Origin of the sequence: Pseudarthrobacter sp. GA104, from assembly GCF_009741265.1 — a bacterium.
Taxonomy (GTDB): domain Bacteria; phylum Actinomycetota; class Actinomycetes; order Actinomycetales; family Micrococcaceae; genus Arthrobacter.
Genome location: NZ_WOWL01000001.1, coordinates 4,133,757 through 4,156,982 on the forward strand (window position 1 = coordinate 4,133,757; position 23,226 = coordinate 4,156,982).

Sequence of the window (23,226 nt, forward strand, 5' to 3'; positions counted from 1 at the left end):
GACCGGCTCCAGTGCCACCGCAGGGCCTTTGGCACTGGTGTTCCGCGGCTGCCCGTCCCACTCTGGGGAAGACACCGGAAGGAGGACTGTGACCGGTGGCTAAGGGGCCCGTTGTGACGCGCAGAAACACTTTCTTCGCCCGCTGGGTGGGCTGGGTGAGCCTCGGCGAGAGCCTGGGATTCCTTGCCCCCGTACTCGCCCAGTCCGTCCCGGTTGCCCCGGGGCCCGCGGCGGCGGTTCCGCTGCTGGTGCTGGCCGGCCTCGTTGAAGGAGCGGTCCTGGGGTGGTTCCAGGTGCGGGTGCTCAGGACAACGCTGCCCGGCGTATCGGTTCTGCGGTGGGTCCTGCTGACGGCCGCCGCGGCGGTGGTTGCCTGGACCGTGGCACTGCTGACCTTCAGCAACGAAGGCTGGCAGGGCTGGCCCGCACCCGCCCAGGCCGCTACGGGAGCCGTGGCGGCAGTGGTCATCCTGGTTTCGATCGGCCTTGCGCAGTGGTTTGAGCTGCGGCACCACGTTCCGCGGGCCTGGCGGTGGGTGGCAGGAAGCGCCGCCGCGTGGACGGCAGGACTGGGCGTCTTCATGGCGGTGGCCACGCCGCTGTGGCAGCCCGGCCAGGATGTGTGGCTGGTTGCCGCCATAGGAGCCGGGGCCGCCGTCCTGATGGCGGTGGCCATGGCCGCGGTCACCGGGTTGGTGATGGTCCGGCTCCTGCCGAAGACGTAAGGCACGGCGGGCCGGGCGTTCGCCGCATCGTTGAACGGCCCCTAGAACTCACGGCGCCGGAAGCGCTTTTCCACTGCCACAACCAGGGACGCGAGCAGTGCGATGCCCAGGATCCGCAGCCAGGCTTCCGCCGTGATCGGGGCCGTATGGAAAAGCTCGTTCATCAGCGGCAGGTACGTGATGGCCAGTTGGCCGGCTGCCTGGACCAGGACGCCAAGGATGACCCAGCGGTTGCTGAAGAAGCCGATTCGCCAGACCGACCTGGTGAGGGAACGGCAGCTGAACAGGTAGAACAGTTCCACCGCAACAAAAAGGTTGACGGCCGCCGTCCGGGCTTCCGCGAGGGACGCGCCGCCAGCGAGCTCAAGTTCGAAGATCCACCAGGTGCCTGCCACGAGGAGGGTGGAGACCAGCAGGATCCGAAGGGTAAGCGTCCAGGTCAGCAGCGGTCGGCCGGGGGCCCGCGGCGGGCGGGACATAAGGCCCGGTTCCTTCGGCTCGAAGGCAAGCATCAGGCCCAGGGCCACAGCGGTGGTCATGTTGATCCACAGAATCTGGGTGGGCAGGACGGGGAGCGTTGCCCCGATCAGGATTGCCACCAGGATCACCAGGCCTTCCCCCATGTTCGTGGGCAAGGTCCAGACGATGAACTTGGTCAGGTTGTCGAAGACGTTCCGGCCTTCCTCAACGGCAGCCTCAATGGTGGCAAAGTCGTCGTCGGTGAGGACGATGTCCGAGGCCTCCTTGGCCACTTCCGTTCCAGAGCGCCCCATGGCTATGCCCACGTTCGCCTGCCTCAGGGCCGGTGCGTCGTTGACGCCATCGCCTGTCATGGCGACGACGTTTCCCCGGGACTGCAGGGCGCCGATCAGGCGAAGCTTCTGTTCGGGGGACACCCGTGCGAAGACCGTTGCCCGCTCGACGGCGTCGGGCAGTCCGTCCGCGGGTATCGCGTCAAGTTCAGTTCCGGTCAGTGCCGTCCCGTCCGCCCGGTCCGCGGTCAGGCCCACCGCCCTGGCAATGGTGGCGGCTGTTCCCACGTGGTCTCCGGTGATCATTTTCACTGCCACGCCCGCCTGGTGGCAGGCCTGCACCGATGCCGCCGCTGCCTCCCGCGGCGGATCGAACATGGCCTGCAGTCCCGTCAGCGTCAGCTGCCCGTGCAGGCTTGACTCGGCCAGGGCGCCGCCGGCAGGAAGGCGCATCATCGCCGTGGCAAGCACCCTCAGCCCGGTGCCGGCGAACCGGTGGGCCTCATCGAGTACTGACTGCCTGGCCAGCGGCGTGGTGCGGCCCTGGTGATCCATCTGCCCCGCGCACAGCTCCAGCACGCGTTCCACCGCGCCCTTGACCAGCACAATGCCGGACCCCGTGCCCCTGCCGTCCTGGAAGGCGGAGGTGTGGAGGGTTGCCATGTATTGGTGCTCCGAGGCGAACGGCAGCGTGCCGGTCCGCGGATGGGAGGAAAGGAACTCCCCGGCCTCCACGCCGCCCTTCCCTGCCGCCACCACCATGGCCGCCTCCGTGGGGTCCCCCCGGGCCTGCCAGTGCTGTCCCTCCCTGATGATCCTGGCGTCATTGCAGGCGCCTCCCGCCAGAAGGGACCAGTACAGTCCCTCGTCCTGCGCCGCCGCCGTCGTCCGGTCCGTGGCGGTTCCGGCCGCCCGGACGCCGGCCCCGGCACGGAGGACCTGCCCCTCCGGGCCGTAACCGGAACCTGTCACCTCGTACCTTGCGGACGGTGTCCAGAGCGCACGCACCGTCATCTGGTTTTCCGTAAAGGTGCCGGTCTTGTCCGAACAGATAACGGTGGTGCTGCCCAACGTCTCAACCACCGGCAACCGCCGGACCACGGCGCGGCGCCGGGCCATGCGGCGGACACCGATGGCGAGGGTTACAGTGACCGCTGCCGGCAGGCCTTCAGGAATCGCCCCCACAGCCAGTGCGACGGCAGCGGTGAACATCTGCGCGGGCTCCTGGCCGCGTGCCACGCCGGCAAGGAAAGCCACGGCGGCCAGGGCAAGGATGGCCACCGTCAGCGTCATGCTGAAGCGTGACAGTTTCTGGGTCAGCGGTGTAGCCACCGGCTGCACCGCACCCATGAGCCGATGGATCTCGCCGAGTTCCGTCTCGCCGCCGATTGCGACGACGACGCCTGCCCCGCTGCCCGCGGTCACCAGGGTGCCGCTGTAGACCATGTTCCGGCGGTCCGCGACGGGGGTGGTCGGGGGCAGTACCACCTCGTCCTTGGCGACTGCGTCGGATTCTCCCGTCAGCGCTGACTCATCCGCGCGCAGGCCGGACAACCTGACCAGCCGGAGGTCCGCCGGCACTTTGTCGCCGGCTTCGAGCAGCACGAGGTCCCCCGGTACCAGCTCCTCGGAGGGAACCTCGCGCCTCTGCCCGTCCCTTGTGACCACGGCACGGGTGCGGACGAGGGAATGCAGCGCATCCAGGGCAGCCTCTGCCCGCACCTCCTGGACGAAGCCGATCGCCGTGTTCACCAGGACGACGGCGAGGATGACGCCCGAGTCCAGGTACTCGCCCAGGGCGAGAGTGACGGCGGCCGCGGCCAACAGGACGTAAACCAGCGGGTTGTTGAACTGCCGCGCCAGTTTCCGGAGAATTCCCGCACCCCGTGAGCGCGGCAGGACATTGGCACCGAACTGTTCCTGCCGGCGGGCCACCTCCGCGGAAGCGAGGCCCCGCACGTGGTCTGTCCCAAGCAGGAGGACCACCTCGTGCAGGGGAAGGCCGTGGTGGGCCGGATCAGGCATACCGTTCGCGGCCGGACCGGATTTTCTGCCTCCAGGCCCTGCCTGCCGGGCCTTAGCCATGGGTCTGGCCCTCCTTGCCTACGGGGCCAGCAGCGCGTCGAGGGTGACGAAGCCATACCCCGCGGCGCTGATCCGGTCGATGATCTGCGGCAGGGCATCGGCGTCCAGGGTAGTGCCGTCGTTGGGATTGGAGCCGATGTGCATCAGGACAATTTCGCCCGGCTGCAGGCCCGCCAGTGTGCGGTCGGCAACGATCTGCGTGTTGATCCCGCCGCTGGTGCCTTTCCAGCCCAGGGTGTCCACAGTCCAGCGGACTGCAACATAGCCCAGGTCGTTGACAGCGGCAATGGTCCGGGCATCGCGTTCCCCGAAGGGAAAGCGGAACAGCGGCGTGGGGTCGGCGCCGGCGGCCAGGATGGCCTGTTCCGCTCCGCGCACCTGCTGCGCAATCCCGGTACCGTCGAGGCCGGTGAAACCAGGATGGGTCATGGAGTGGTTGGCCACCCGGTGCCCCGCGGAAACAATCTGCCCCACCCCTCCGGGATTGGTGTCTGCCCAGTTCCCGGTCAGGAAGAACGTGGCGGCAACCTCTTTTGCGGACAGGGTGGAGAGGATTTTCGGCAGCCCCGCAGCGTTGGCTCCCGCGTCGAAAGTCAGCGCCACGACCTGCCCGGCGCGAGGGATGACCGTGAGGTCCTGGTCACGGAGCGAGGCCGGAAAGGGAGCTGCGGGCGGAACCGGGCCAGGGGTGGCAACGGGCTCCGACGGCGGGGGAACAGGGACGGGAGGTACGGTAACCGGCGGCTGGACGGGATTTTGGCCGGCCTCGGGTGGTTCTGTCGAGGCTTCCGCAGGCTGCGACGCCGAGGGAACGGCGCTGGATGCATCGGGGCTGGGGCTTGACGCCACCGGGGTTGCGGAGGGGCTCGCAGAGCCTGACGGCCCTGCCGCCGGCGGGCCTCCCGGCGCCCTTAGCAAGAGGGCCAGGACTATGGCGAGGGCCAGCAGGGCGAGGGCGGCCGCCACGGCCGCCACCCGCCGTCGTCCGCCCTGCCGCATTGTTGTCAACGGTCTGTACCTGCTGTGCGCCGGCCCAAGCTGCCCTGCCTAGGACGAGGCCGTGTGGGTTTCCGGTGTGTGGACCACCAGCACGGGACAATGGGCGTGGGCCACCAGGGCGGAACTGACTGAGCCAAGCAGCAGCCCGCCAAAGCCGCCGTGGCCGCGCCTCCCCACCACGACCATGTCCGCGTCGCGGCTGGCTTCGATCAGTGATTCCCGGGGATGGCCGCGGACCAGCGTGGAAATGACGTTCGACGGCGTTTCGTCACCGAAGGCGGTCTTGACCGCCTCAGCCAGGATTTCCCCGGCGCGTTCCTCGAAGCCCTCAATGCCCATCATCACGTAGCCTGTGTAGACCTGCGGATAATCCCAGTAGGCGTTGGCCAGGACCTTCGCCCCGAGGGGCACCGCCAGCCGCTGGGCCTGCCGCAGGGCTTCAATGGAAGCCTCCGATCCGTCGACCCCCACCAGTATCCGTGCGAACGGCGCTCCGGAAGTATTCATCTCAGCTCCTCATGCGGCGCGTGCGGCCACACTGGCAATAGTGTCCCGGCGGGCTCCCGCAAAGGTAGGGCCGAAAGTCACTGCAGGCGGCAGTGCCGAGGGGTGGGAAGGGCCAGGCTAGTCGGTGTGCCGGCCCTCCTTCAGCCACAGCGTATCGCCCTCGACCCGGTCCAACTCATCCGATGCGAAGTAGGCATGACCAGCCAACAAGCCGGACCTGTCGACTTTGACATAGCCGATCCGCAGCAGCCTCTCTGCGGTGTGGTGGGGCAACCTGGACGTCGCGGCAAACCCATCGACCGCCGTATTGACGAGGCCTCCCGTTTCAGGGTCTGTTTGGCCGTCAGAGGTCACAGCCTCCGGATCACCCATTTTCAGGTCGTCGACCTTGCCGATTTTCTTCCCGTCCGACGCTACGACGTGCATTCCTTCGCGCACCTGCTCGATGACCGCCATGGCCTTCTCCTCTTGTCCGCAGCCGCTGATTGCAGAACCAGTTTAGGGCGGGCTTGCAGCCTGTAATAGAGGCTGACCGGCAGTCGGCAGGACGCTCCGGCAGCATCAAGGCAGGCCCTCACTCAAGGGGCGGGGTGGCTCCTGGTACGGCGGTCCCGCCAGGGGGCGGCGGTACCTCACGGGCGCCCTGGTCCAGCCGGAACGGAGGGTACTCGTCCCGCATCAGGGCCGCATAGGCCAGGACGCGGTAGATCCATCGGTTGATGCCGAGTATCAGGTCGAACAGCGGGCGCTGGTAGCGGCCGGTGAAGAGCAGGGCCACTACTGCAACCAGGACCAGCAGGCCCAGCAGCGACAGGCCTGTGCTCCGTTGGTAGGTGGTTCCCAAATCATCGGTCTCCGCCTGCCAGGTCCAGGGGGTGCCGGAGAAGGCTGCGACGATGAGCAGGTGCGGGATCGCAAGCAGCCACGACTTGACCAGGACCAGCCCCCGGGAGAGGCGTTCCGGGTAGTCCACCTCGAAATCGGCAGGATAGTTGGTGCGTGCCAGGGTGAACGGCGGGTAGAGGTCCGTTCCTGCAGCGGCGTAGGCGTAGAAAGCCACTCGCCAGTTCCAGCGCAGGACGCCGACGTTGAAGTCAAACAGGGGCCGGGGATAGCGCCCGGTGAACAGGATGGCGAACCACGCCGCGATGGTGGTTACGACGAACGCAAACCAGAGGAAGAACAGCACGATGAAATGCGGGATGGCAAGGAACCACTTGACCAGCCACATTGCTCGCGACAAGGCCGGGTCAAGGTCGCCGAAGAGCCGGGCCGGGTAGGGTGCGCGGTCGGCCCGGTCGCCTTGGCCGGGCTGTTGCAGGGGCGGAGTTCCCGGTGAGCCCGGATAACCGGGATCTCCTGGGGTGCCTTCCGCTCCCGGTGCTCCGCCTGCGTATCCGGGTGGTGGTGCATATCCGGGGGCCGGTCCATAGCCGGGGGGTGGTGCGTATCCGGGGGGCGGTCCGTAGCCGGGTGGTGGCGCGGCCGGCCCGCCGGAGTGCGGCCCAGTGTGCCGGCCGAGTCCGACGGCTCCCAGGATCAGCAACGGAATCCCGATTGCCAGCGCAACGGCGCCTCCCACCAGCAGCCCCGTTGCCGCGGGCCGGATCAGGTCGGAGCGGAAACCGGCCTGCACTTCGGCATTGACCCCGGGGCTGGCATCGGCATTCATGATGACTATCGCCCAATTGCCTGCGGCAAGGTCCCACGTGAGATCCTGCTGGCCGGCCCCGGAGGCAGAGGTGCTCCAGAACGTTTGCTCTCCCGGGGGTGCGGGGGTGCCGGTGCCCGGGATGTCGCGGTATTCGGCCCGGAAGGGCCGGCTGTCGACTTTAATCAGCTCCGAGTGATGCACGCCCGAAAGATATCGCTCGACGTCGGCCTGCGGGGCGACGCCCACGAAGATCTCCTTGCCGGGGTCCAGGGAAGAGGCGCGCAGCCTGAGCGTACCGACGTCGAAGGGAAGGCGGGGCGGTACGCCCCCGCCGACCGCGTCGAGCCTGGGCGAGGTCAGGGCGTGGGATCCAACGGAGAGGCGTTCCGTGCGGGTGGTGAGGTATCCGTCGCCTTGGGCGGTCCCCACTACGGACGCCACGGCACCTCCGGCCAGGATGGTGGCCCCGACGATTGAGATCAGGATCCCGAGGATAAGCATGATTACTGCAGCAGTCTTTTTCATGGTGCCGGCCCGGAACGTAGGGAATGGGACAGGTGTGTGCGGGGGAGTGGGCAGCTGCCAGGGCTTCCTAGGGTGTGTTCTTGATTGCCTGGATCCGGGTGATCACGGTAGGGCACGGCAGGTGCTTGAGGACGCCGTAGGCTGTGGAACCGAGCAGAAGCCGTTTGATTCCGCCCCTTCCGCGGCTGCCCACCACGAGCATCCTGGCCCCGGAGGCAGCATCAACCAACGATTCCACCGGTCCCCTTTCGGTCTCCAGCACGCGATGCACCGTCAGGCTCGGATAGTCCTCGTTGAGACCGGCCACTGTTTCGGACAGGACGATGCGTTCTTCCTCGGTAACAAGGTCGGCCAGGCTGGTGGTCAGCAGGCCCGCATCCGTAACTCGGTCGGGCGCGTTGATGGCATAGACCACAGTGAGGTCGTCCCCCTCACGGTCAGCCTCGGCTGCGGCGAAGGCCACAGCCTGGGTTGCCTCCCTGGAGCCGTCGACTCCCACCACCACGCCGGACCGGCCTTCAAGCTCCTGTGTACCTACCACCGCAACGGGAACCTTTGAAGAAGCCGCAACCTGCAGCGCCCGGTCTGCAAGGGTTCCGCCGAGGTGGCCCGTGCCTGAGCCCACAACCACCATGGATGCCTTGCCGGAATACTTCGCCAGCGAGCCTCCCACGCTTCCGGTAAGAAGCCGGGTGGTAACGCTGATGGGGAAGGCCCCCCGGATACGGCCGGCGGCAGTCTGCAGGAGCTTGTCGCCCGCCTCCTCGAGAACGCCGATCCACGGATACGGATCAGCCGCCCACCGGTCGTCCACGACGTGGAGGATCACCAGTGGCAGGCCGGAACGTTCGGCCCGGCGGGCAGCCCAGAGCACGGCAGCCTGGCTCTGGGGGGAGTCGTTGGTGGCGACTGCGATTGGTTTGCGAGTTGTCATGGCCGGGCTTCCTGTTTCTTCTCGGGCGGGTCCAGTTCAAGACTGGCGCTGTGCCCCCGGGAGATATAGGGCCAAAGGTCACGGCAAGTCGTGCCGGGGGGAAGTTAGCGCCGTCCCTATTTCATCAGTATGCTTACTATTGTTCGCTTTGCCTGTCCAAGAGACATTGGCTGTTCAAGAGAAAGGCATCACCATGACGGAACAGAACCTCCCTGACGACGGCCTTGAGGTTGTCCGGGATGACGACGTGCTCCTTGATGAGACCCCCGGCGCGGCTGCATCATTTGAACTTGACCCGGTGAAGGGCGAACCGGACAGCTATCCGGGAGCGGCCGAAAACAATCCGGACCGCTGGCAGGACGATCCGCTGCTCCAGGACGAGGCGGTCTCCGGGGAAGAAGAGGACTTCATCAGCGACCAGGCATTCCGTGAAGGATCAGCCCAGGCAGGTTACGCAGCGGATGAAGCCCAGGACGGTCCCGTAACGCCCACCTTGGAGGAGGCCGTTGCCGATGTGGATTTCGGCGGGAATCCGAACGGACCAGGGGCTGAGGGCAGTGACGACACGGAAAGCTTTGGCGGCTCCCCTCTCAGTGAGTTCGAACCCGACGATCTGGAGCGCTGAGGGGCCGCGGCTGTCCTGACCTGGCCATTCATCCTGGGGACGAAAGACTCTGGCACCGCACACGGGCCGGATGGATCATCGAACAGGGAGCAGTGGCGGGGCTCCGCGAGGTGAGGATGCAGGGATGATGTGGTGGGACGGGAACATGGGCGCCTGGGGCTACATCCTGATGGTGGTGAGCTTCATCCTCTTTTGGGGTGCAATCATCGTCGCCATCGTGGTTTTTGCCCGCTCGATGTCAGGCGGCAACCGCAGGGACGGCGGAGGCCACAGTCTCGGCAGTGCGGAGCAACTGCTGGCCGAGCGGTTTGCCCGCGGTGAAATAGACGAGACGGAATACTCGGCCCGCCTCTCCGCCCTCCGCCGCGCCCGCGGGGCCTGACGCGCCGCCGCGCCGGCTCTTCCAAGGCCGGATCGCATGGATGTGCGGCTCATAGCCCGGGTGCTCGTTCTTCGGGCTGCCTTGAAGCGGCGGGACCGCTGGAGCCCTGTCCGGATTGCTGCCCACCAGGAATGTGCCCTGCAGAGACTGCGGACGGCCGCCTATGCCGGGTCTGAGTTCTACCGGCGCCGCCATGCAGGGCTCTACGGGGCTCCCCTTGCCCAGTTGCCGCCCGTGACCAAGGCCGACCTCATGGGCCACTTCGACGAGGTCCTTACTACGCGCGACCTGAGCCTGGCCGACCTGGAACAACGTCTCCGGACCCTCGCCGCCGAGGACGGTGATCCCGGCTTGCCGTGGAGGGGGCGCTGGTGGGCTGCGGCGACAGCCGGGACCGCCGGTCCACGCGGAACCTTCGTGTGGAGCCGGCCGGAATGGGCACATGTGCTGGCTTCCTATGCCCGCGCTAATGACTGGGCTGGAATAGCGGCCGGCCTCGGCCGGCCGCTTAAAATGGCGCTGGTAAGCTCGCGCGTCCCCACCCACCAGTCCGCCGTGGTTGGCGCTTCGCTGCGTTCGGGGCTTGTCCCCACGCTCCGGCTGGACGTGACCGCACCCATGCATGAAACAGTGGCGGCGCTGAACGGGTTCCAGCCCCGGGTCCTGGTGGGTTACGCTTCCGCGCTTTTGCCCCTGGCGGCCGAACAGCTGGCCGGGCGCCTGAAAATTTCGCCGCAGGCAGTGATGTCGGCCTCGGAGGTGCTCACCCCGCCCGCTGCCCGGGAATTGGAAAGGGCCTGGGGGAGTGCACCGTTCGATGTCTACGCCGCCACTGAGACGGCCGGCATCGCTTCACCGTGCGTCTACCGGAACCGGCATGTCTACGAGGACCTGCTCATTGTCGAACCAGTGGACAAGGAGGGCGTCCCGGTACCGCCCGGGTCAACGGGCGCGAAGCTTTTGGTCACCGTCCTGTTCTCGCGGACTTTGCCGCTGATTCGCTATGAGCTGTCGGACAGCGTGACGTTGGGGCAGCGCGGATGCCCCTGTGGCCGCTCGTTCATCCGCATGGAGGATATCGAAGGCAGGTTGGAGGACGTGCTTGAGCTGCCAGGCAGGGCAGGCCTTGTCAGCGTCCACCCCATCGTGTTCCACCACGTCCTGGACCAGGCAGCCGCCGCCGGCTGGCAGGTGGTCCAGGAACCCACGGGACTGCGGGTCCTCGTTGCAGGACTGACGGCGGGAAGCACAACAGCAGGCATCCAGGCTTCGGTGGCCGAAGCCCTCGCAGCAGCCGGCGTCGCGCGAACCCCGGTCTCTGTGTCCGTGGTGGACCAGCTGGAGCGGACACCGTTGGGCAAGGCGCCCTTCGTCCGCCGGCTCAGGCCGTGAGCCGTCGGAACGGACCTGGACGCTTCCGGTGAAATGTTCGGCAATGGTGTCCCTTACCGGACGTCGGCCAGCCAGCAGAACGGATCGGGGCTCCTGCGCTTATCGGGCCAAATGCAGGGGGAACTTCTGCTGCTTCCCCTAGTTGCAGCCAAACTACGCTAAAATCATAAGCAGGCTGATGAATATCGGTTGGCAGGATCAATACTGAAGGAGTTTCACATGAACTTGGGAAGCATGATCAGGAATGCCGCTGGACGATTCTCCGGCAGGACCGGGACCGCCGGAACAACGCGCCGGACCGGACTGAATGCCACGGGCCGGGCACCTGGCACGACGGGCCCCGCAGGAGCCCGGACCGGTGGCGTGACCGGCAAAATCATGGGAATGCTCCGGCGGCGCTAAGCCGACCCGGCAACCACAAAAGCAGGTCCCGGACTCCTCCGGAGCCTGCTTTTTGGCACCCACCGCCATGCGCGACCTCACCATCCTCGGTACGGCCTCCCAGGTCCCCACCCGGACCAGGAACCACAACGGCTACCTGCTCCGCTGGGACGGGGAAGGTTTCCTCTTTGACCCGGGCGAGGGCACGCAGCGCCAAATGATCCACGCGGGGATCCCGGCGAGCCAGATAACCCGCATTTGCCTCACCCACGTCCATGGAGACCATTGTTTTGGCCTGCCGGGGGTGTTGTCGCGGATGGCCCTGGACGGGGTGGCGCACCCTATCCATCTTCACTACCCGTTATCCGGGGAAGACGTGGTGCGCGCCCTCGTGTCTGTCAGTTCACCGGGAATCGACCTCAGGCTTCGCCCCCACGGCGGAAGCGGGACGGTGGCCGAAGGCCTTGACGTCCGGCCGCTGAAGCACCGCATTGAGACCTACGGCTACCGGCTGGTGGAACCGGACGGCCGCACGCTGCTGCCTGAACGCCTTGCCGCGGCAGGAATATCGGGCCCCGCGATCGGGCGCCTGCAGCATGAAGGCAGCCTTGCGGGCGTCCGCCTCGATGATGTCAGCATTCCGCGGCCCGGCCAGCGCTTCGCTTTCGTAATGGACACGGCGCCCTGCGAGGGCGCCGAGGAGCTGGCCGACGGCGTCGACCTCCTCGTTGCGGAGTCCACCTTCAGCGATGACGACGGCGGGCTGGCGCGCCAGTACCGTCACCTCACCGCCGGGCAGGCAGGGGAACTGGCAGCGGGGGCAGCCGCCCGAACCCTCGTGCTGACGCACTTCTCCTCACGGTACGGCGAGGACGCCGCGCCGCTCGCGGTCCAGGCCAGGGCCCGTGCGGCGGATACTGACGTCATCGCCGCGCAGGACCTGCAACGCGTCCCCATGCCCCGGCGGCGCCGCTGGCCGGGGCATGGCGTCACGGCACCGGAACGGTCCACTGCACCTGAACGGACCGCTCTGCCAGGCCATGCCATTCCTCGAGCCGGGGAGGTCACCGATGAGCTCATCAACGGCCGGACAAGCGACGGCGATAGGGTTAACCCATGACTGCTGCAGCAGAATCAACTGTCGTCTTCGAGGGCCGCTTTGCCCGTGAACTGGCGGAGCTGGCCGTTCCGTGGCAGGCGGAGGAAGCGCCGGAGCCTGAACTCTTGGTCCTTAACGACGCGCTGGCGACCGAGCTGGGGCTGGCACCCGACTACCTGCGGACGCCGGAAGGCGTGCGCCTCCTGCTGGGCAACTACCTCCCCCCGGGTGCGACCCCCGTAGCCCAGGCGTACGCCGGGCACCAGTTCGGTGGCTACTCACCGCTGCTCGGCGACGGCCGCGCGCTGCTGCTGGGCGAAATAGTTGCCGACGGCGGGCGCTTGCGGGATGTGCACCTGAAGGGTTCCGGCCGTACACCTTTCGCCCGCGCGGGCGACGGCCGGGCCGTCATCGGCCCGATGCTGCGGGAGTACCTTGTGAGCGAGGCCATGCACGCCCTGCACATTCCCACCACGCGGGCCCTGGCCGTCGTAGCCACCGGGCGGCCGGTGCGCCGGGACACGATGCTGCCGGGCGCCGTCCTGGCCCGTGTGGCCAGCAGCCACCTCCGCGTGGGCAGCTTCCAATACGCCCGGGCCACGGAGAACATGGACCTGCTGCGCCGGCTGGCGGACCACGCCATCAGCAGGCACTATCCGGCTGCAGCCCGGTCCGAACAGCCCTACCTGGCGCTGTTTGAAGCAGTGGTCGCCGCCCAGGCGGAGCTCGTGGCCAAGTGGATGCTGGTGGGCTTCGTGCACGGGGTCATGAACACGGACAACATGACCATCTCCGGGGAAACCATCGACTACGGGCCCTGCGCATTCATGGACGCGTTTGATCCCGCCGCCGTGTATAGCTCCATCGATGTAGGCGGCCGCTATGCCTACGCGAACCAGCCCGTGGTAGCCGAGTGGAACCTGGCCCGGCTCGCTGAGGCCATGCTGCCGCTCTTCAACGAAGACCAGGAACAGGCTGTCGGCCCCGCGGTGGAGGCCCTAGGCACGTTCCGCGGCCGGTACAGTGATGCCTGGTTCGAGGGCATGAAGGCCAAGCTCGGCGTGCCTGCCGGCCCTGCGGCAGGCCCGGAACGTGACGAAGCCTCGGACCTTGTGGATGGCGTGATCGGCCTGCTGAAGGACGGACCCGTTGACTACACGCAATTCTTCCGGAACCTTGGACAGGCCGCCCGGGGCAACTCCAGGCCTGCCCGCGGCATGGTGCTGCACCTGGGGACTTTCGATGCCTGGGCCGGACGCTGGGCCGCGCTGAAGCCCGACGCCGAACTCATGGACAGCGTGAACCCCGCGTACATCCCCAGGAACCACCTGGTGGAGGAAGCACTGGCCGCTGCCACCGAGGGCGATCTTGACCCGTTTAACCGCCTCCTTGAGGTTGTCCGGTCCCCGTTCCAGGAGCGTCCGGGGCTGGAACGCTACACGGAAGGACCGCCGGAGGACTTCGGCAAATACCGGACCTTCTGCGGCACCTAGCCGTAATTCCAGCGGAGCCAAGGGAGCCCCAAGGACCCTTAAGAACGTGGAAGGGGCGGCAGCCGGTAAACCCGGCTGCCGCCCCTTCCAGCCCCTTCCACAGGGTGGGACTGCCCCGCTGCGAGCGGACTGCCCCGTCGCCGTTGGTTACGCTACGCGGACGAAGGAAGCGCCGCTCAGCCAGCTGATGGAGTGGACTTCGGTGCTGTAACCGTTCACGCCGCCGCTGACAACCTGGCCGTCGCCGGCGTAAACGCCCACGTGGCCGGCCGTGATCACGAGGTCACCGGGAGCGGGGGAACCCACAACAGTGCCGTACTGGAAGAACTGGGCGGGAGCCAGGTCGCCGACGCTCAGGCCAACGGAACGCAGGGCGTTCTCCACCATCGCGGTGCAGTCCTGGCCGACGCCCACCTGGCTGTAAGCCGAGGCGAGAATTGCTGCTCCGGTGCCCGTGCCGGTGCTGGCAGAGGCGTAGGACAGGTTCATCCCCGTGTTCGCCGGTGCCGTGGCAGCGGCGGTCTGGACGGGTGCCGGGGCGGGTGCGGCGGCCGGAGCTGCCGGGGCGTAGCCTGCACCCGGGATCTGGATCTGGTCGCCGGGGTAGATAACCGCGGAGATTGAAAGCCCGTTGGCTGCCAGGACATCGCCCAGGGCCACGCCGTAAGCGGCCGAGATGGCGCCAAGCGTGTCGCCGGATACAACCGTATGGACGGTTCCGGCCGCGGCGGCGGGGGCTGCAACTGCTGCTGCCGGGGCGGCGGAGGCCTGGATGTTAGTGGTCTCAGTGGTGTCCGGACCTGTCACACCGGCGTGCGCCGGGGCTCCGACGCCGAAGGCAATGCCGGATGCGGCTGCGACGGCGAGCGCCGGACGGCCCAGGGTCCTGGCTTGGGACTTGGCCGAAACAGCCAGTCCTTCCAGGATGATGGAGCGGGCCGGAGTTGCGCGATGACGGGCGGTGGTGGAAATTTTTGACACAGTTGATCGCCTCTCCCATGCCTGCGGGGTGAGCTGTCGGGTTCGGGCTGGAGATACCCGGCCGGGAGCAACTCCGAAAGGAACGGAGGCGCCAGCGACTTAACCCCAAGGCCTCTTGAGAGGCCGTGGAAACTTGGTTCCCCCGTCCCTGCCAGCTGGATAGCGATGGTTCCCGGTTCAGCGGCAGGGCTCGGCAAGCTGAGGGGAATGTCCCGTCTGGGAGGGACACCTTAAGACCATAACCCGCCCCGGCGCCGATTGTCACGTTTGGGTAACATGCGAGGTTCTCCTCTCGGTTTATGCAAACGAATCGACTCTGGGTCGCGGGCACTGCGCGCACGCTCAGGCTTTCACCGTGGAAAGTCGATGGCTTGTCTCTGCTGTATAACGATGCAGGCCCCTCATCCTTGAAGTGAAGGTTGAAGCCGGTAAGCTTCCGAACTATGTCCCGTTCCGTTCTAAATGCCCGGCACCGCCTGCCCGGGATACTGCTGGCCGCCGCCCTCGCCGGCAGCGTTTGGCTGACTCCGGCCGGCGCGGCCGAGGGCGTTCCGCCTGGTGGCTACCCCTCGTGGGAGGACGTGGAGCGGGCCAAGCTGACCGAGGCCGGCACGGAAAAAGAGATCGGTATGATCGCAGGCCTGTTGGACGGGCTGCAGGCGCAGTCGGAGGCCTTGGGCAACGCGGCGGTGGCGTCAGCCGCTGAGTCTGCAGCGGCTGATGCCGCGTTGGCAGCATCCACTGCCCGAGTGGAGTCGCTGGCGGAACAGGCCGGGACCGCCAAAGCCGAACTCATCCGCCACAGGAAGGACATCGGAGCCCTGGCCGCCCAGTCCTACAAAACGGGCGGTACGAACATGGGGTTCTTCGTGGCCCTGGATGCGATCGGGAACAACAATGTCCACGGGCTCAACGTGGTGCATCTGGTGGGCGGCAAAACGGCGGGCCTTGTGGACAAGGCAGCAGCCGCGGGGAAAGTCACGGCTTCACTGGCCGATCAGGAGAAAGCCGCCCGGGCCGAGCGTGAACGGCTGTCCGGCGAGGCGGCGGAAAAGCTTGCGGCGGCCCGATCGGCCCAGGAAGCCATGGCACGCCAGCTTACGGAAGAACAGCAGCGCAGCCGGGAGCTGACCGAGCAGTTGGCGTCCCTGAAGGGCACGACGGCGGCGGTTGAGGGTGAATTCCGGCGTGGACAGGCGGCTCTGGCCGCTTATGAAGCAGCGCAGGAGGCGAAAAGGGCCGCGGCCGGGGAAGAGGCACGACGACGGGCTGCCGCAGCCGCCGCGGCGGCAAAGGCGCAGCCATCTGCTGCTCCCGCCCCCGTGCGTCCGGCTCCTGCCGATCCGGCACCTGAAAATCCTCCGGCCGGCAACCCTGCGCCGGCGGATCCTGCTCCGCCTGTCCCCGCTCCGGCGCCTGCCGCGCCGCCCAGCCCGCCCGCCGTCGTAATTCCCTCTGCTCCTGCGGGTGCGGTCAACGATCCTGCCGGTGCCAAAAGCTACGCCTCGGGGAGGCTGGGGGCCTATGGCTGGGGATCGGACCAGTTCCTCTGCCTTGCCCGGCTTTGGACCAAGGAATCGAACTGGCTGACAACGGCCACCAACCCGTACTCCGGTGCCTACGGCATCCCGCAGGCGCTGCCGCCGGGCAAGTATTCCAGCGCCGGCAGCGATTGGCTGACCAATTACCGGACACAGATCGAGTGGGGCCTTGGATATATCCGCGAACGGTACGGTTCCCCCTGCTCGGCGTGGAACCACTCCGTGGCCAGGAATTGGTACTGACACCGCGCTAGGCTTTTCCCATGCCTGATTTCGAAAGATTCCGCGTCCTCCTCGAGGAGGAGCGGAAGCGGAAGGTGGCACTGCTCCCGGCGCTCCGCGCCGACATTGCCTCGGCAAACTCTGCGCGCCAGGATTCGAACGTCGACGACGAACACGATCCCGAGGGTTCCACCATTGCCTTCGAGCTGTCCCAGGCAGCTGCCCTGCTGCAGCAAAGCACCGCCGGCCTTGACCAGGTGGAGGCCGCCCTGGCCCGGATCGCCGCCGGCACGTACGGCATCTGTGCGGTTTGTGCAGAACCTATCGCGGAGGGAAGGCTGGAGGCCAGGCCGTGGACACCGTTCTGCATCCGGCACGCAGCCGCGGGACGTGGCCGATGAACGGCGGGACCGACTGTGTGGCGGCCGCCGCGGCGTTCATCGACCGCACCCTGCAGAATGAAGGCGCCTGGTACCGGGCGGACGACGTCGAGTCCCGGCTGGGCGGGGCGCTGTCCTCCTACGGCTCTTCGGTGGGCGCCGTCCGGGGAACGGTCCGGGACGCCCTGCGGAAGTTCAAGGAGCTGGACCACGATGCCGTGCTCCAGCTGGCGTCCCGGCTGTGGGGCCAGCCGAAACCTGGCAGCAGGCCGGTTTTTGAGCGCCGCCTGGCCGCCGTGGTGCTCCTGCAGTCAAGGGCCGGCCTCCTGCTGCACTCCGACCTGACCCGGATCGAGGGCTTCCTTCGTTCCGCGGAAAGCCCCGAGTTGGTGGACCCCCTGCTGTCCGACGTAGTGTTGCCGCTATTGGCTGGACTGGCAGGACGCGACCGGCAGCGCGCAGGTGTGGTCCTTGCCAGGTGGAGCCAGGACCCGGACGGGCGGCTGCGCAGGGCTGCGGCCTGCATTGGGCAGCAGTCCGGCACTGAGGCCCCCCACAAAGGAGACAGCTATGAACGATCCCTATGACCTGAAACGCTTCGTGTCAGCCCAGGACAGCGGCGCAGGCGAGGGCGGGACCTTCGGGCAGGCCTTGGCTGAGCTTCAGCTCGGCAACAAGGCCGGCCACTGGATGTGGTTCATCTTTCCGCAGCTCGCCGGCCTTGGGCAAAGCCCGACCTCGCGGAAATATGCCATCACTTCGCTGGCCGAAGCCCGGGCGTACCTGGACCACGAGGTCCTGGGCCCGCGGCTCCTGGAGTGCGCCCTGGCGTTCAGCAACCACGCCGGGCGCACTGCCGAGGAAATCCTGGGCGGCATCGATGCCAGGAAGCTGCACTCGTCCATGACCCTGTTCCTCCGCGCCGCGCCCGGCGAAACAGTGTTCAAGACCGTCCTTGCCCAGTTCTTTGACGGCCAGCCGGACGAGGCCACCGACGCCCTGCTCGCGGAGCAGGACCAGGACTGAAAAGCCAAGCACGTCTACTGTTCCGGCGCAGGCAGTACGCGGCCCCTGTCGACCCCGTCCCTTCCCGCCTCCCGTCAGCCGCGGGAAACCTCCACCAGGCGGACGTCGGCCAGCCGGCCGGCGTCCACGACGGCGGTCATGTAAGTGCAGGCCGGCTGCCGGCGGCGGTCGGTGGGTGAACCCGGGTTCAGCAGGCGCAGGCCGCGCGGGGTGGTGGTGTCCCACGGGATGTGGCTATGCCCGAAGACCAGGACGTCCGCCTCCGGGTACAGCGCTTCGCAGCGTGCCTCACGTCCCTTTGCCTGGCCGGTTTCGTGGACCATCGCAAAGTTGACTCCCTCGAGGGTGGCCGTGGCAACTTCCGGCAACCGCCGGCGCAGCTGCGGCCCGTCATTGTTTCCGTAGACGCCCAGCAGCGAGCGGCTCCGCTGTTCAAACTCATCCAAGAGGGACGCGTCAACCCAGTCGCCGGCGTGCAACACCATGTCGGCGCTTTCGACGGCGGACCACAGCTGTGCGGGGAGGGCCCGGGCGCGCTTCGGGACATGGGTATCGGCAACCAGCACAAGATGCAGCGGCATGGTTAAAATCCTGCCATGGCACGGCTCTTTCCCCACCTCGCCGCCATGCACTCCATTTCCCTCCGCACTTTCTCCTTCGCCCTTTCCCCGCCGGGTAGGCAGTCGTACTCTTGGGCTGGGAGGTGATTGCCATGGAGGCAACGCAAGGCGACCGCATCATCGTCCATGGAAGGACCGTTGGGGCCACAGACCGGCACGGGGTGATCCTGGAGGTGCGGGGCCAGGGCGGGACGCCGCCCTACCTCGTCCGCTTTGATGACGGACACGAAACCATCATGTACCCCGGCGGTGATTTCGCCGTCGAACGCGGCCACGCGAACCAGGCCTGACTGACATCCGGCACGGCAGGTGCACCCCGTCCACGGCACCTGTCAGACTGGAACGATGGATCACTTTTCGGTTTCCACTGCGTCCTCAGCCCCGCCCGTCCGCACCGGTCCCCGGGACCCGGGCGACGCCTGGGTCGAAGGGGACCGCGGCCGCTACTGGGGGCGGTTCGGTGCAGCCGGAGTGCTGGCGTACGATCCGGACAAAGGCGTGCTGCTGCAGCACCGGGCTGTCTGGAGCCACAACGGGGGGACGTGGGGCCTGCCCGGAGGGGCGCTCCATCATGGCGAGGAGCCCGTCACAGGCGCGCTCCGGGAAGCCTTCGAGGAAGCTGCCGTACCCGCCGGCAATGTCGACCTTCTCTTCACGTCCTTCTTTGACGTGGGTTATTGGTCCTACACCACGGTGGTGGTGCTGGTCAGGGAGCCCTTTGATCCGGTGATCAGTGATCCCGAAAGCCTCGAACTGCGGTGGGTGCCGGTGGCCGATGTGGACTGCCTCGAACTGCACCCGGGCTTCGGGGCATCGTGGCCCGGCCTGCGTGAACGGCTTGGGGCCTAGTAGTCCGGACCGTATTCGGCGGTGACCAGGATCGGGAGGTGGTCCGAGTTCCCGCGTGGAAGCGTTTCGACGCTTTCGATGTCGAGGCCCAGTGACGTTGCAAAATCGAAGTGGCCCTTGAATACCTTGTACCGGGTGTAGGTGCGCCTGTTGCTGAGCGACAGGGCATAGCCGGAGTTCTTCATGTGCAGGTCCAGGTTCTTCGTGAAGAACGGATAGTTGAAGTCGCCCACCATCAGGGTCATCAGGCCTTTGCCCATGCTGAGCAGCTCGGCATGGGCGGCGTGGATCTGCTTCCGCCGCAGCGAGTTCGAAGCCGTGAGGGGCGCGGCGTGGAAGGAGCCGATGACCAGCTCATGCTGCGTCTCGTTGTCCATCACCCGGGTGCCGATCAGCCGCTCATGGGCCGGGGCCAGGACCCGGTCGTGCATTGACTTCTTGAGCGCGAAGGACTGGGTGTCCAGGGCAGTGAAGCGGCTCATCCGGTAATAGATGGCCAGCCCCAGCCGGTTGCCCTTGGTGGCATCCGCCAGGTGCAGCGGCCCCAGCGTCTCGGGGAGGTCACTGGAATCCACCTCCTGGAGGCAGAGCGCATCAATGTCATGGTTCCGCGCCAGGGCGAGGAGTTCACCGCTCGCCTTGTGTTTGCGGAGGTTGTAGCTGATGACACGCATGGAACACCTCTTCCGAGGGTTGCTGACAGGACCAGTTTCCGAGTCTAGTCGGATCAATCCTGTCCGGCTCCAACATTTCGCCGCGTCCGGCCAAGTCTCCCTCGGCAGACCGCCTCTGCCGCCCGTCCGGGGGACGGCGGATAGAGTTAAGGCCAATTCACTGAGTATCACCGGAGGGGCGCGCTTTGACCGCAGACTTGCCTGAACTGGCCGCAGGAAGCTTCTACTACCTGAACCTGGGCGGGGGACGATTCCGTTCCACCATCCATGCCCAGGGTGCCTGGAACGTGCACGAGCAGCACATGGCGCCCGCGTCAGGCCTGATGGCGGACAGCCTGGAACGGCATGAGCCGCGGGCGGACATGCGGATGGCGCGGATCAGCTACGAGATCCTGGGGCTCATCCCGGGCGGCGCCTTCCATATCGAAACCACCACCCTCCGGCCGGGGAAGACCATCGAACTCCTCCAGGCGGAACTGGTGGCCGGCGGGCGGACTGCCATTCGCGCCACCGCCTGGCGGCTGGTCACCAGCGATACCACCGAAGTGGCGGCCATCGAAGACAACCCGATTCCCGGACCGGAGGACTGCAAGCCATACGACGGCGCGTCCGTCTGGCCGGGCGGCTACATCCGCTCCCTTGAAATGAGGGTGGCGGAAGGGCACCGGCCGGGCGCCGGAAAGGTCTGGCTCCGGACAGACCACCCCCTGACGGACCGTGGCGACAGCGGCGACCTTGCCCGGCTCATGGGGCTCGTGGACACCGCCAACGGTATTGCGGCCCGGGTCCCCCCGGGCAAGGACAGTTATGCCTTCCCCAACCTGGACCTCCAGATCCACATGTACCGCCGCCCCGAGGGGGAATGGCTGGGCCTGGACAATGCTGTGTCGTTCGGCGGAGACGGGATTGGCCTGACATCCACCGTGCTGCACGACCTCCAGGGTCCGTTCGGGCGTGCCGAGCAGATTCTCACCATCCGCAGAACCTGACATTGCGCGCGGATTTCGGCCGCAGAGGCCGAAGCCGCGCGCTCATGAAATCTCCCCTGCCCCTAGCTCCGAGCCTGTGTCGTTGAGTATCGTTGTATATCGTTCAGGATTCACAAGGGAGAACATCATGCGTGGTTCATATCAATCCGGCGGATTCGGCGGGACCAACATCGATGGCATGTGGCAGGCCGTCGAGGAACTGCGTTCCCGGTTCGAAAAGCGCGCAGGAACCCGCGCCGGCAAAGGCGAGGTCCGCGCCGCCGTGCTGGCCCTCCTGGCGGAGCGGCCCATGCACGGCTACCAGATCATCCGCGAAATCGAGGAGCGCAGCAACGGCAGCTGGAAGCCAAGCGCCGGCTCGGTCTACCCCACGCTGCAGCTGCTCGCGGACGAGGGGACCATCCGCGCGGAAGAGTCCAACAGCCGCAAGATCTATTCGCTGACAGAGGCCGGCCGTGAGGAAGTGGCCAACGACCATGCCGCGGCGGCCCCCTGGGAATCAGCGGGTTCCCAGGCCGGCGGGTTTACGGCCCTGCCCAAGGCCGGTGTGGAATTGGCCCAGGCTGCAGCCCAGGTTGGCCGCACGGGTTCACCGGAGCAGGTGCGGCAGGCCGTGGCAGTGCTCGATGAGGCGCGGCGCCGGATCTATTCGATCCTCGCCCAGGACTGACGCGGGTGGCGTTCGTCCGCCGGGACCGCCCTGCCCGGGTACCCGGCGCCGGAGGCACCCGCGCCCGCTACCGCCGCATCCTTCGCTTTGCCGCGTGGAACCTGGCTGTGACGTGGTGGTTTGAGCTCTTCCTCCCGCGGATCGGACTTGCGCGCATCGCCGGGCGGACACGTTCGAAGAGAATGCAGGGCTTCGCCCGGAACTTCCACCTGATGGCAGTGGAACTGGGCGGCCTGATGATCAAGGTGGGGCAGTTCCTGTCCTCCAGGCTCGACGTCCTTCCGCCCGAGATCACCAGGGAGCTTGAGGGGCTGCAGGACGAAGTCCCTCCGGTTCCGTTTCCCGCGATCCGCGCCCTTGCGGAGAAGGAACTGGGCGCCCGGCTTGAGCAGGTGTTCGCCTTCGTCGAGGAGGTGCCGGTCGCGGCCGCCTCGCTGGGCCAGGCGCACCGCGCCCGCCTCCTGCCCGCCGACGCCGCCGACACCGGGCTCAGCAACGTGGTCCTGAAGGTGCAGCGTCCGGGCATCGACGGGATTGTCGACGTCGACCTGGCGGCCCTGCGCAAGGTGGGAGGGTGGCTCAGCCGCATCCGCCTGGTTTCCAGCCGTGCGGACGTCCCGGCGCTGGTCGAGGAGTTCGCGCAGACGAGTTTCGAGGAGATCGACTACCTGCACGAGGCGGCAAATGCCGAGCGCTTCGAGGCCGCGTTTGCAGCTGATGACAGGGTCGGCGTGCCGCGCGTCGCGTGGGAGCGGACCACCCGGCGCGTCCTTACCCTTGAAGATGTCACGGCCATCAAGATCACGGAGGCCGGAGCCCTTCGCGCCGCCGGCATCGATCCGGCCGAAGTGGCCCCGGTGTTCGCGTCCGTTATGTTCGACCAGTTGTTCACCACCGGGTTCTTCCACGCGGATCCGCACCCGGGCAACATCTTCGTCACTCCTGTTTCCGCCGGCTCGGGGGGACATCCGTGGAAACTGACGTTCATCGACTTCGGCATGATGGGCGAGGTCACCGACTCCACGCGCAGCGGGCTGAGGAAGCTGCTGATTGCGGCCGCCGCGCGTGACGGCAAGGGGCTGGTGGCGGCGATCAACGACGTCGGCGTGCTGGCGCCGTCGGCGGACATCATGGAGCTGGAAAGGGCCATGACGCACCTCTTCGCCCGCTTCGGCGGGATGGGGTTTGCCGAGCTTCGTGAAGTGGATCCCAAGGAGTTCCGCGATTTCGGCGTGGAATTCGGGGACGTTATCCGCTCTTTGCCGTTCCAGTTCCCGGAGAACTTCCTGCTGATCATCCGGGCGATGTCACTGACGTCCGGTGTCTGCAGCTCGCTTGATGAACGCTTCAACCTGTGGGACTCGGTGGAACCGTATGCGGCCCGGCTGCTGCGGGACGAGCGCGGCAACCTCGTGCAGGACGTGGTTCAGCAGGCCCTCGACGCCGCGGCGATCGCCCTGCGCCTGCCCAAACGCCTGGAGGCACTGGCCGGCCGCCTCGAGGAGGGGTCGCTTGCGGTGGCTAATCCCCGCATTGAGCGGCAGCTCGCCCGGCTGGACCGCAGGGCCCGGCGGTCGGCGTCGGCCCTTGTTTTTGCGGCCCTGCTCATTGCCGGCGCCGTGGTGCGGGCAGACGACCTTGTCCTGGGCAGCGTCCTCATGGCCGGGTCCGTGGTCCCGCTGCTGCACGGGCTGTGGGCGGGCCGCCGCGGCCCGTGACCG

At 67.2% G+C, this 23,226-nt stretch carries 25 protein-coding genes and 1 riboswitch; of the genes, 16 read left to right on the top strand and 9 right to left on the bottom strand.

Going from position 1 to position 23,226, the window contains the following annotated elements; genetic code table 11:
- The first annotated feature begins 113 nt into the window (after positions 1–113).
- Positions 114–725 (top strand): hypothetical protein, encoded by a 612-nt coding sequence (locus tag GK109_RS18930; protein WP_323057083.1) that lies wholly within the window; start codon positions 114–116, stop codon positions 723–725.
- Between the two features lie 41 nt (positions 726–766).
- Here GK109_RS18930 and GK109_RS18935 read toward each other — a convergent pair whose 3' ends face one another.
- From GK109_RS18935 to GK109_RS18960, 6 genes are all read right to left on the bottom strand, one after another.
- A complete protein-coding gene (locus GK109_RS18935) occupies positions 767–3,562 on the bottom strand; it encodes an HAD-IC family P-type ATPase (RefSeq protein ID WP_197432501.1) in 2,796 nt (931 codons plus the stop codon).
- Positions 3,563–3,580: 18 nt separating this feature from the next.
- Positions 3,581–4,561 carry a polysaccharide deacetylase family protein gene (locus GK109_RS18940; protein ID WP_157243146.1) on the bottom strand — a complete coding sequence of 327 codons (981 nt, stop codon included), beginning with the start codon at positions 4,559–4,561 and terminating at the stop codon, positions 3,581–3,583.
- Positions 4,562–4,609: 48 nt separating this feature from the next.
- Positions 4,610–5,068, bottom strand: coding sequence for a universal stress protein (locus GK109_RS18945; RefSeq protein ID WP_157242025.1), 459 nt, complete (start codon positions 5,066–5,068; stop codon positions 4,610–4,612).
- A 117-nt stretch (positions 5,069–5,185) separates the two neighbouring features.
- Positions 5,186–5,524, bottom strand: a complete 339-nt coding sequence (locus tag GK109_RS18950; RefSeq protein WP_157242026.1) for a hypothetical protein — start codon at positions 5,522–5,524, stop codon at positions 5,186–5,188.
- A gap of 118 nt (positions 5,525–5,642) precedes the next feature.
- Complete coding sequence (locus GK109_RS18955; protein WP_157242027.1) at positions 5,643–7,247, bottom strand: DUF4389 domain-containing protein; 1,605 nt, start codon at positions 7,245–7,247, stop codon at positions 5,643–5,645.
- Between the two features lie 67 nt (positions 7,248–7,314).
- Complete coding sequence (locus tag GK109_RS18960) at positions 7,315–8,181, bottom strand: universal stress protein (RefSeq protein WP_157242028.1); 867 nt, start codon at positions 8,179–8,181, stop codon at positions 7,315–7,317.
- A 193-nt stretch (positions 8,182–8,374) separates the two neighbouring features.
- Here GK109_RS18960 and GK109_RS18965 point away from each other — a divergent pair, with 193 nt between their 5' ends.
- The 6 genes from GK109_RS18965 to GK109_RS18990 all read left to right on the top strand — a co-directional run bounded on the left by GK109_RS18965 (position 8,375) and on the right by GK109_RS18990 (position 13,553).
- Entirely contained in the window at positions 8,375–8,806 is a 432-nt protein-coding gene (locus GK109_RS18965) for a hypothetical protein (RefSeq protein WP_157242029.1), read from the top strand.
- Between the two features lie 124 nt (positions 8,807–8,930).
- The gene (locus GK109_RS18970; protein WP_157242030.1) at positions 8,931–9,188 is read left to right on the top strand and encodes an SHOCT domain-containing protein; all 258 of its coding nucleotides are present in this window, start codon (positions 8,931–8,933) and stop codon (positions 9,186–9,188) included.
- Positions 9,189–9,224: 36 nt separating this feature from the next.
- Positions 9,225–10,580: a phenylacetate--CoA ligase family protein gene (locus tag GK109_RS18975; RefSeq protein ID WP_157242031.1), complete on the top strand. Its 1,356-nt coding sequence runs from the start codon at positions 9,225–9,227 to the stop codon at positions 10,578–10,580.
- A gap of 219 nt (positions 10,581–10,799) precedes the next feature.
- Positions 10,800–10,982, top strand: a complete 183-nt coding sequence (locus GK109_RS18980; protein WP_157242032.1) for a hypothetical protein — start codon at positions 10,800–10,802, stop codon at positions 10,980–10,982.
- A 67-nt stretch (positions 10,983–11,049) separates the two neighbouring features.
- On the top strand, positions 11,050–12,081 hold the full coding sequence (locus GK109_RS18985) for a ribonuclease Z (protein WP_157243147.1): 1,032 nt from the start codon (positions 11,050–11,052) through the stop codon (positions 12,079–12,081).
- Complete coding sequence (locus tag GK109_RS18990) at positions 12,078–13,553, top strand: YdiU family protein (RefSeq protein WP_157242033.1); 1,476 nt, start codon at positions 12,078–12,080, stop codon at positions 13,551–13,553. The genes GK109_RS18985 and GK109_RS18990 overlap by 4 nt, the downstream gene beginning before the upstream one ends.
- Positions 13,554–13,700: 147 nt before the next feature.
- On the opposite strand, the gene GK109_RS18995 is transcribed toward GK109_RS18990, so the two are convergent.
- The gene (locus tag GK109_RS18995) at positions 13,701–14,534 is read right to left on the bottom strand and encodes a LysM peptidoglycan-binding domain-containing protein (RefSeq protein WP_370460701.1); all 834 of its coding nucleotides are present in this window, start codon (positions 14,532–14,534) and stop codon (positions 13,701–13,703) included.
- Between the two features lie 3 nt (positions 14,535–14,537).
- A riboswitch (cyclic di-AMP (ydaO/yuaA leader) is annotated at positions 14,538–14,738 on the bottom strand.
- 239 nt (positions 14,739–14,977) lie between these two features.
- On the opposite strand from GK109_RS18995, the gene GK109_RS19000 reads away from it, so the two are divergent.
- From GK109_RS19000 to GK109_RS19015, 4 genes are read left to right on the top strand one after another with little or no spacing between them, the layout of a single operon-like run.
- Entirely contained in the window at positions 14,978–16,318 is a 1,341-nt protein-coding gene (locus GK109_RS19000) for a lytic transglycosylase domain-containing protein (RefSeq protein WP_157242034.1), read from the top strand.
- 20 nt (positions 16,319–16,338) lie between these two features.
- Positions 16,339–16,698: a TraR/DksA C4-type zinc finger protein gene (locus GK109_RS19005; protein ID WP_157242035.1), complete on the top strand. Its 360-nt coding sequence runs from the start codon at positions 16,339–16,341 to the stop codon at positions 16,696–16,698.
- A complete protein-coding gene (locus tag GK109_RS19010; protein ID WP_157243149.1) occupies positions 16,695–17,264 on the top strand; it encodes a DNA alkylation repair protein in 570 nt (189 codons plus the stop codon). Before GK109_RS19005 ends, GK109_RS19010 begins: the two co-directional genes overlap by 4 nt.
- Positions 17,248–17,703 (top strand): DUF1810 domain-containing protein, encoded by a 456-nt coding sequence (locus tag GK109_RS19015; protein WP_157242036.1) that lies wholly within the window; start codon positions 17,248–17,250, stop codon positions 17,701–17,703. Before GK109_RS19010 ends, GK109_RS19015 begins: the two co-directional genes overlap by 17 nt.
- A gap of 74 nt (positions 17,704–17,777) precedes the next feature.
- On the opposite strand, the gene GK109_RS19020 is transcribed toward GK109_RS19015, so the two are convergent.
- Positions 17,778–18,284 (bottom strand): metallophosphoesterase, encoded by a 507-nt coding sequence (locus GK109_RS19020; protein ID WP_157242037.1) that lies wholly within the window; start codon positions 18,282–18,284, stop codon positions 17,778–17,780.
- Positions 18,285–18,415: 131 nt separating this feature from the next.
- On the opposite strand from GK109_RS19020, the gene GK109_RS19025 reads away from it, so the two are divergent.
- Together GK109_RS19025 and GK109_RS19030 are read left to right on the top strand one after the other, a co-directional pair.
- Positions 18,416–18,613 (top strand): DUF1918 domain-containing protein, encoded by a 198-nt coding sequence (locus GK109_RS19025; RefSeq protein ID WP_104999751.1) that lies wholly within the window; start codon positions 18,416–18,418, stop codon positions 18,611–18,613.
- 55 nt (positions 18,614–18,668) lie between these two features.
- On the top strand, positions 18,669–19,172 hold the full coding sequence (locus GK109_RS19030; protein ID WP_157242038.1) for an NUDIX domain-containing protein: 504 nt from the start codon (positions 18,669–18,671) through the stop codon (positions 19,170–19,172).
- On the opposite strand, the gene GK109_RS19035 is transcribed toward GK109_RS19030, so the two are convergent.
- A complete protein-coding gene (locus GK109_RS19035) occupies positions 19,169–19,846 on the bottom strand; it encodes an endonuclease/exonuclease/phosphatase family protein (protein WP_157242039.1) in 678 nt (225 codons plus the stop codon). The two genes, GK109_RS19030 and GK109_RS19035, sit on opposite strands and share 4 nt — an antisense overlap.
- Before the next feature lie 185 nt (positions 19,847–20,031).
- Between GK109_RS19035 and GK109_RS19040 the strand changes: the two genes are divergently transcribed.
- The 3 genes from GK109_RS19040 (at position 20,032) to GK109_RS19050 (ending at position 23,223) form a co-directional block, all read left to right on the top strand.
- On the top strand, positions 20,032–20,835 hold the full coding sequence (locus GK109_RS19040; RefSeq protein WP_157242040.1) for a thioesterase family protein: 804 nt from the start codon (positions 20,032–20,034) through the stop codon (positions 20,833–20,835).
- Between the two features lie 127 nt (positions 20,836–20,962).
- The gene (locus GK109_RS19045) at positions 20,963–21,505 is read left to right on the top strand and encodes a PadR family transcriptional regulator (RefSeq protein ID WP_157242041.1); all 543 of its coding nucleotides are present in this window, start codon (positions 20,963–20,965) and stop codon (positions 21,503–21,505) included.
- A gap of 5 nt (positions 21,506–21,510) precedes the next feature.
- Positions 21,511–23,223: an ABC1 kinase family protein gene (locus tag GK109_RS19050; protein WP_370460702.1), complete on the top strand. Its 1,713-nt coding sequence runs from the start codon at positions 21,511–21,513 to the stop codon at positions 23,221–23,223.
- The last annotated feature ends 3 nt before the right edge of the window (positions 23,224–23,226 follow it).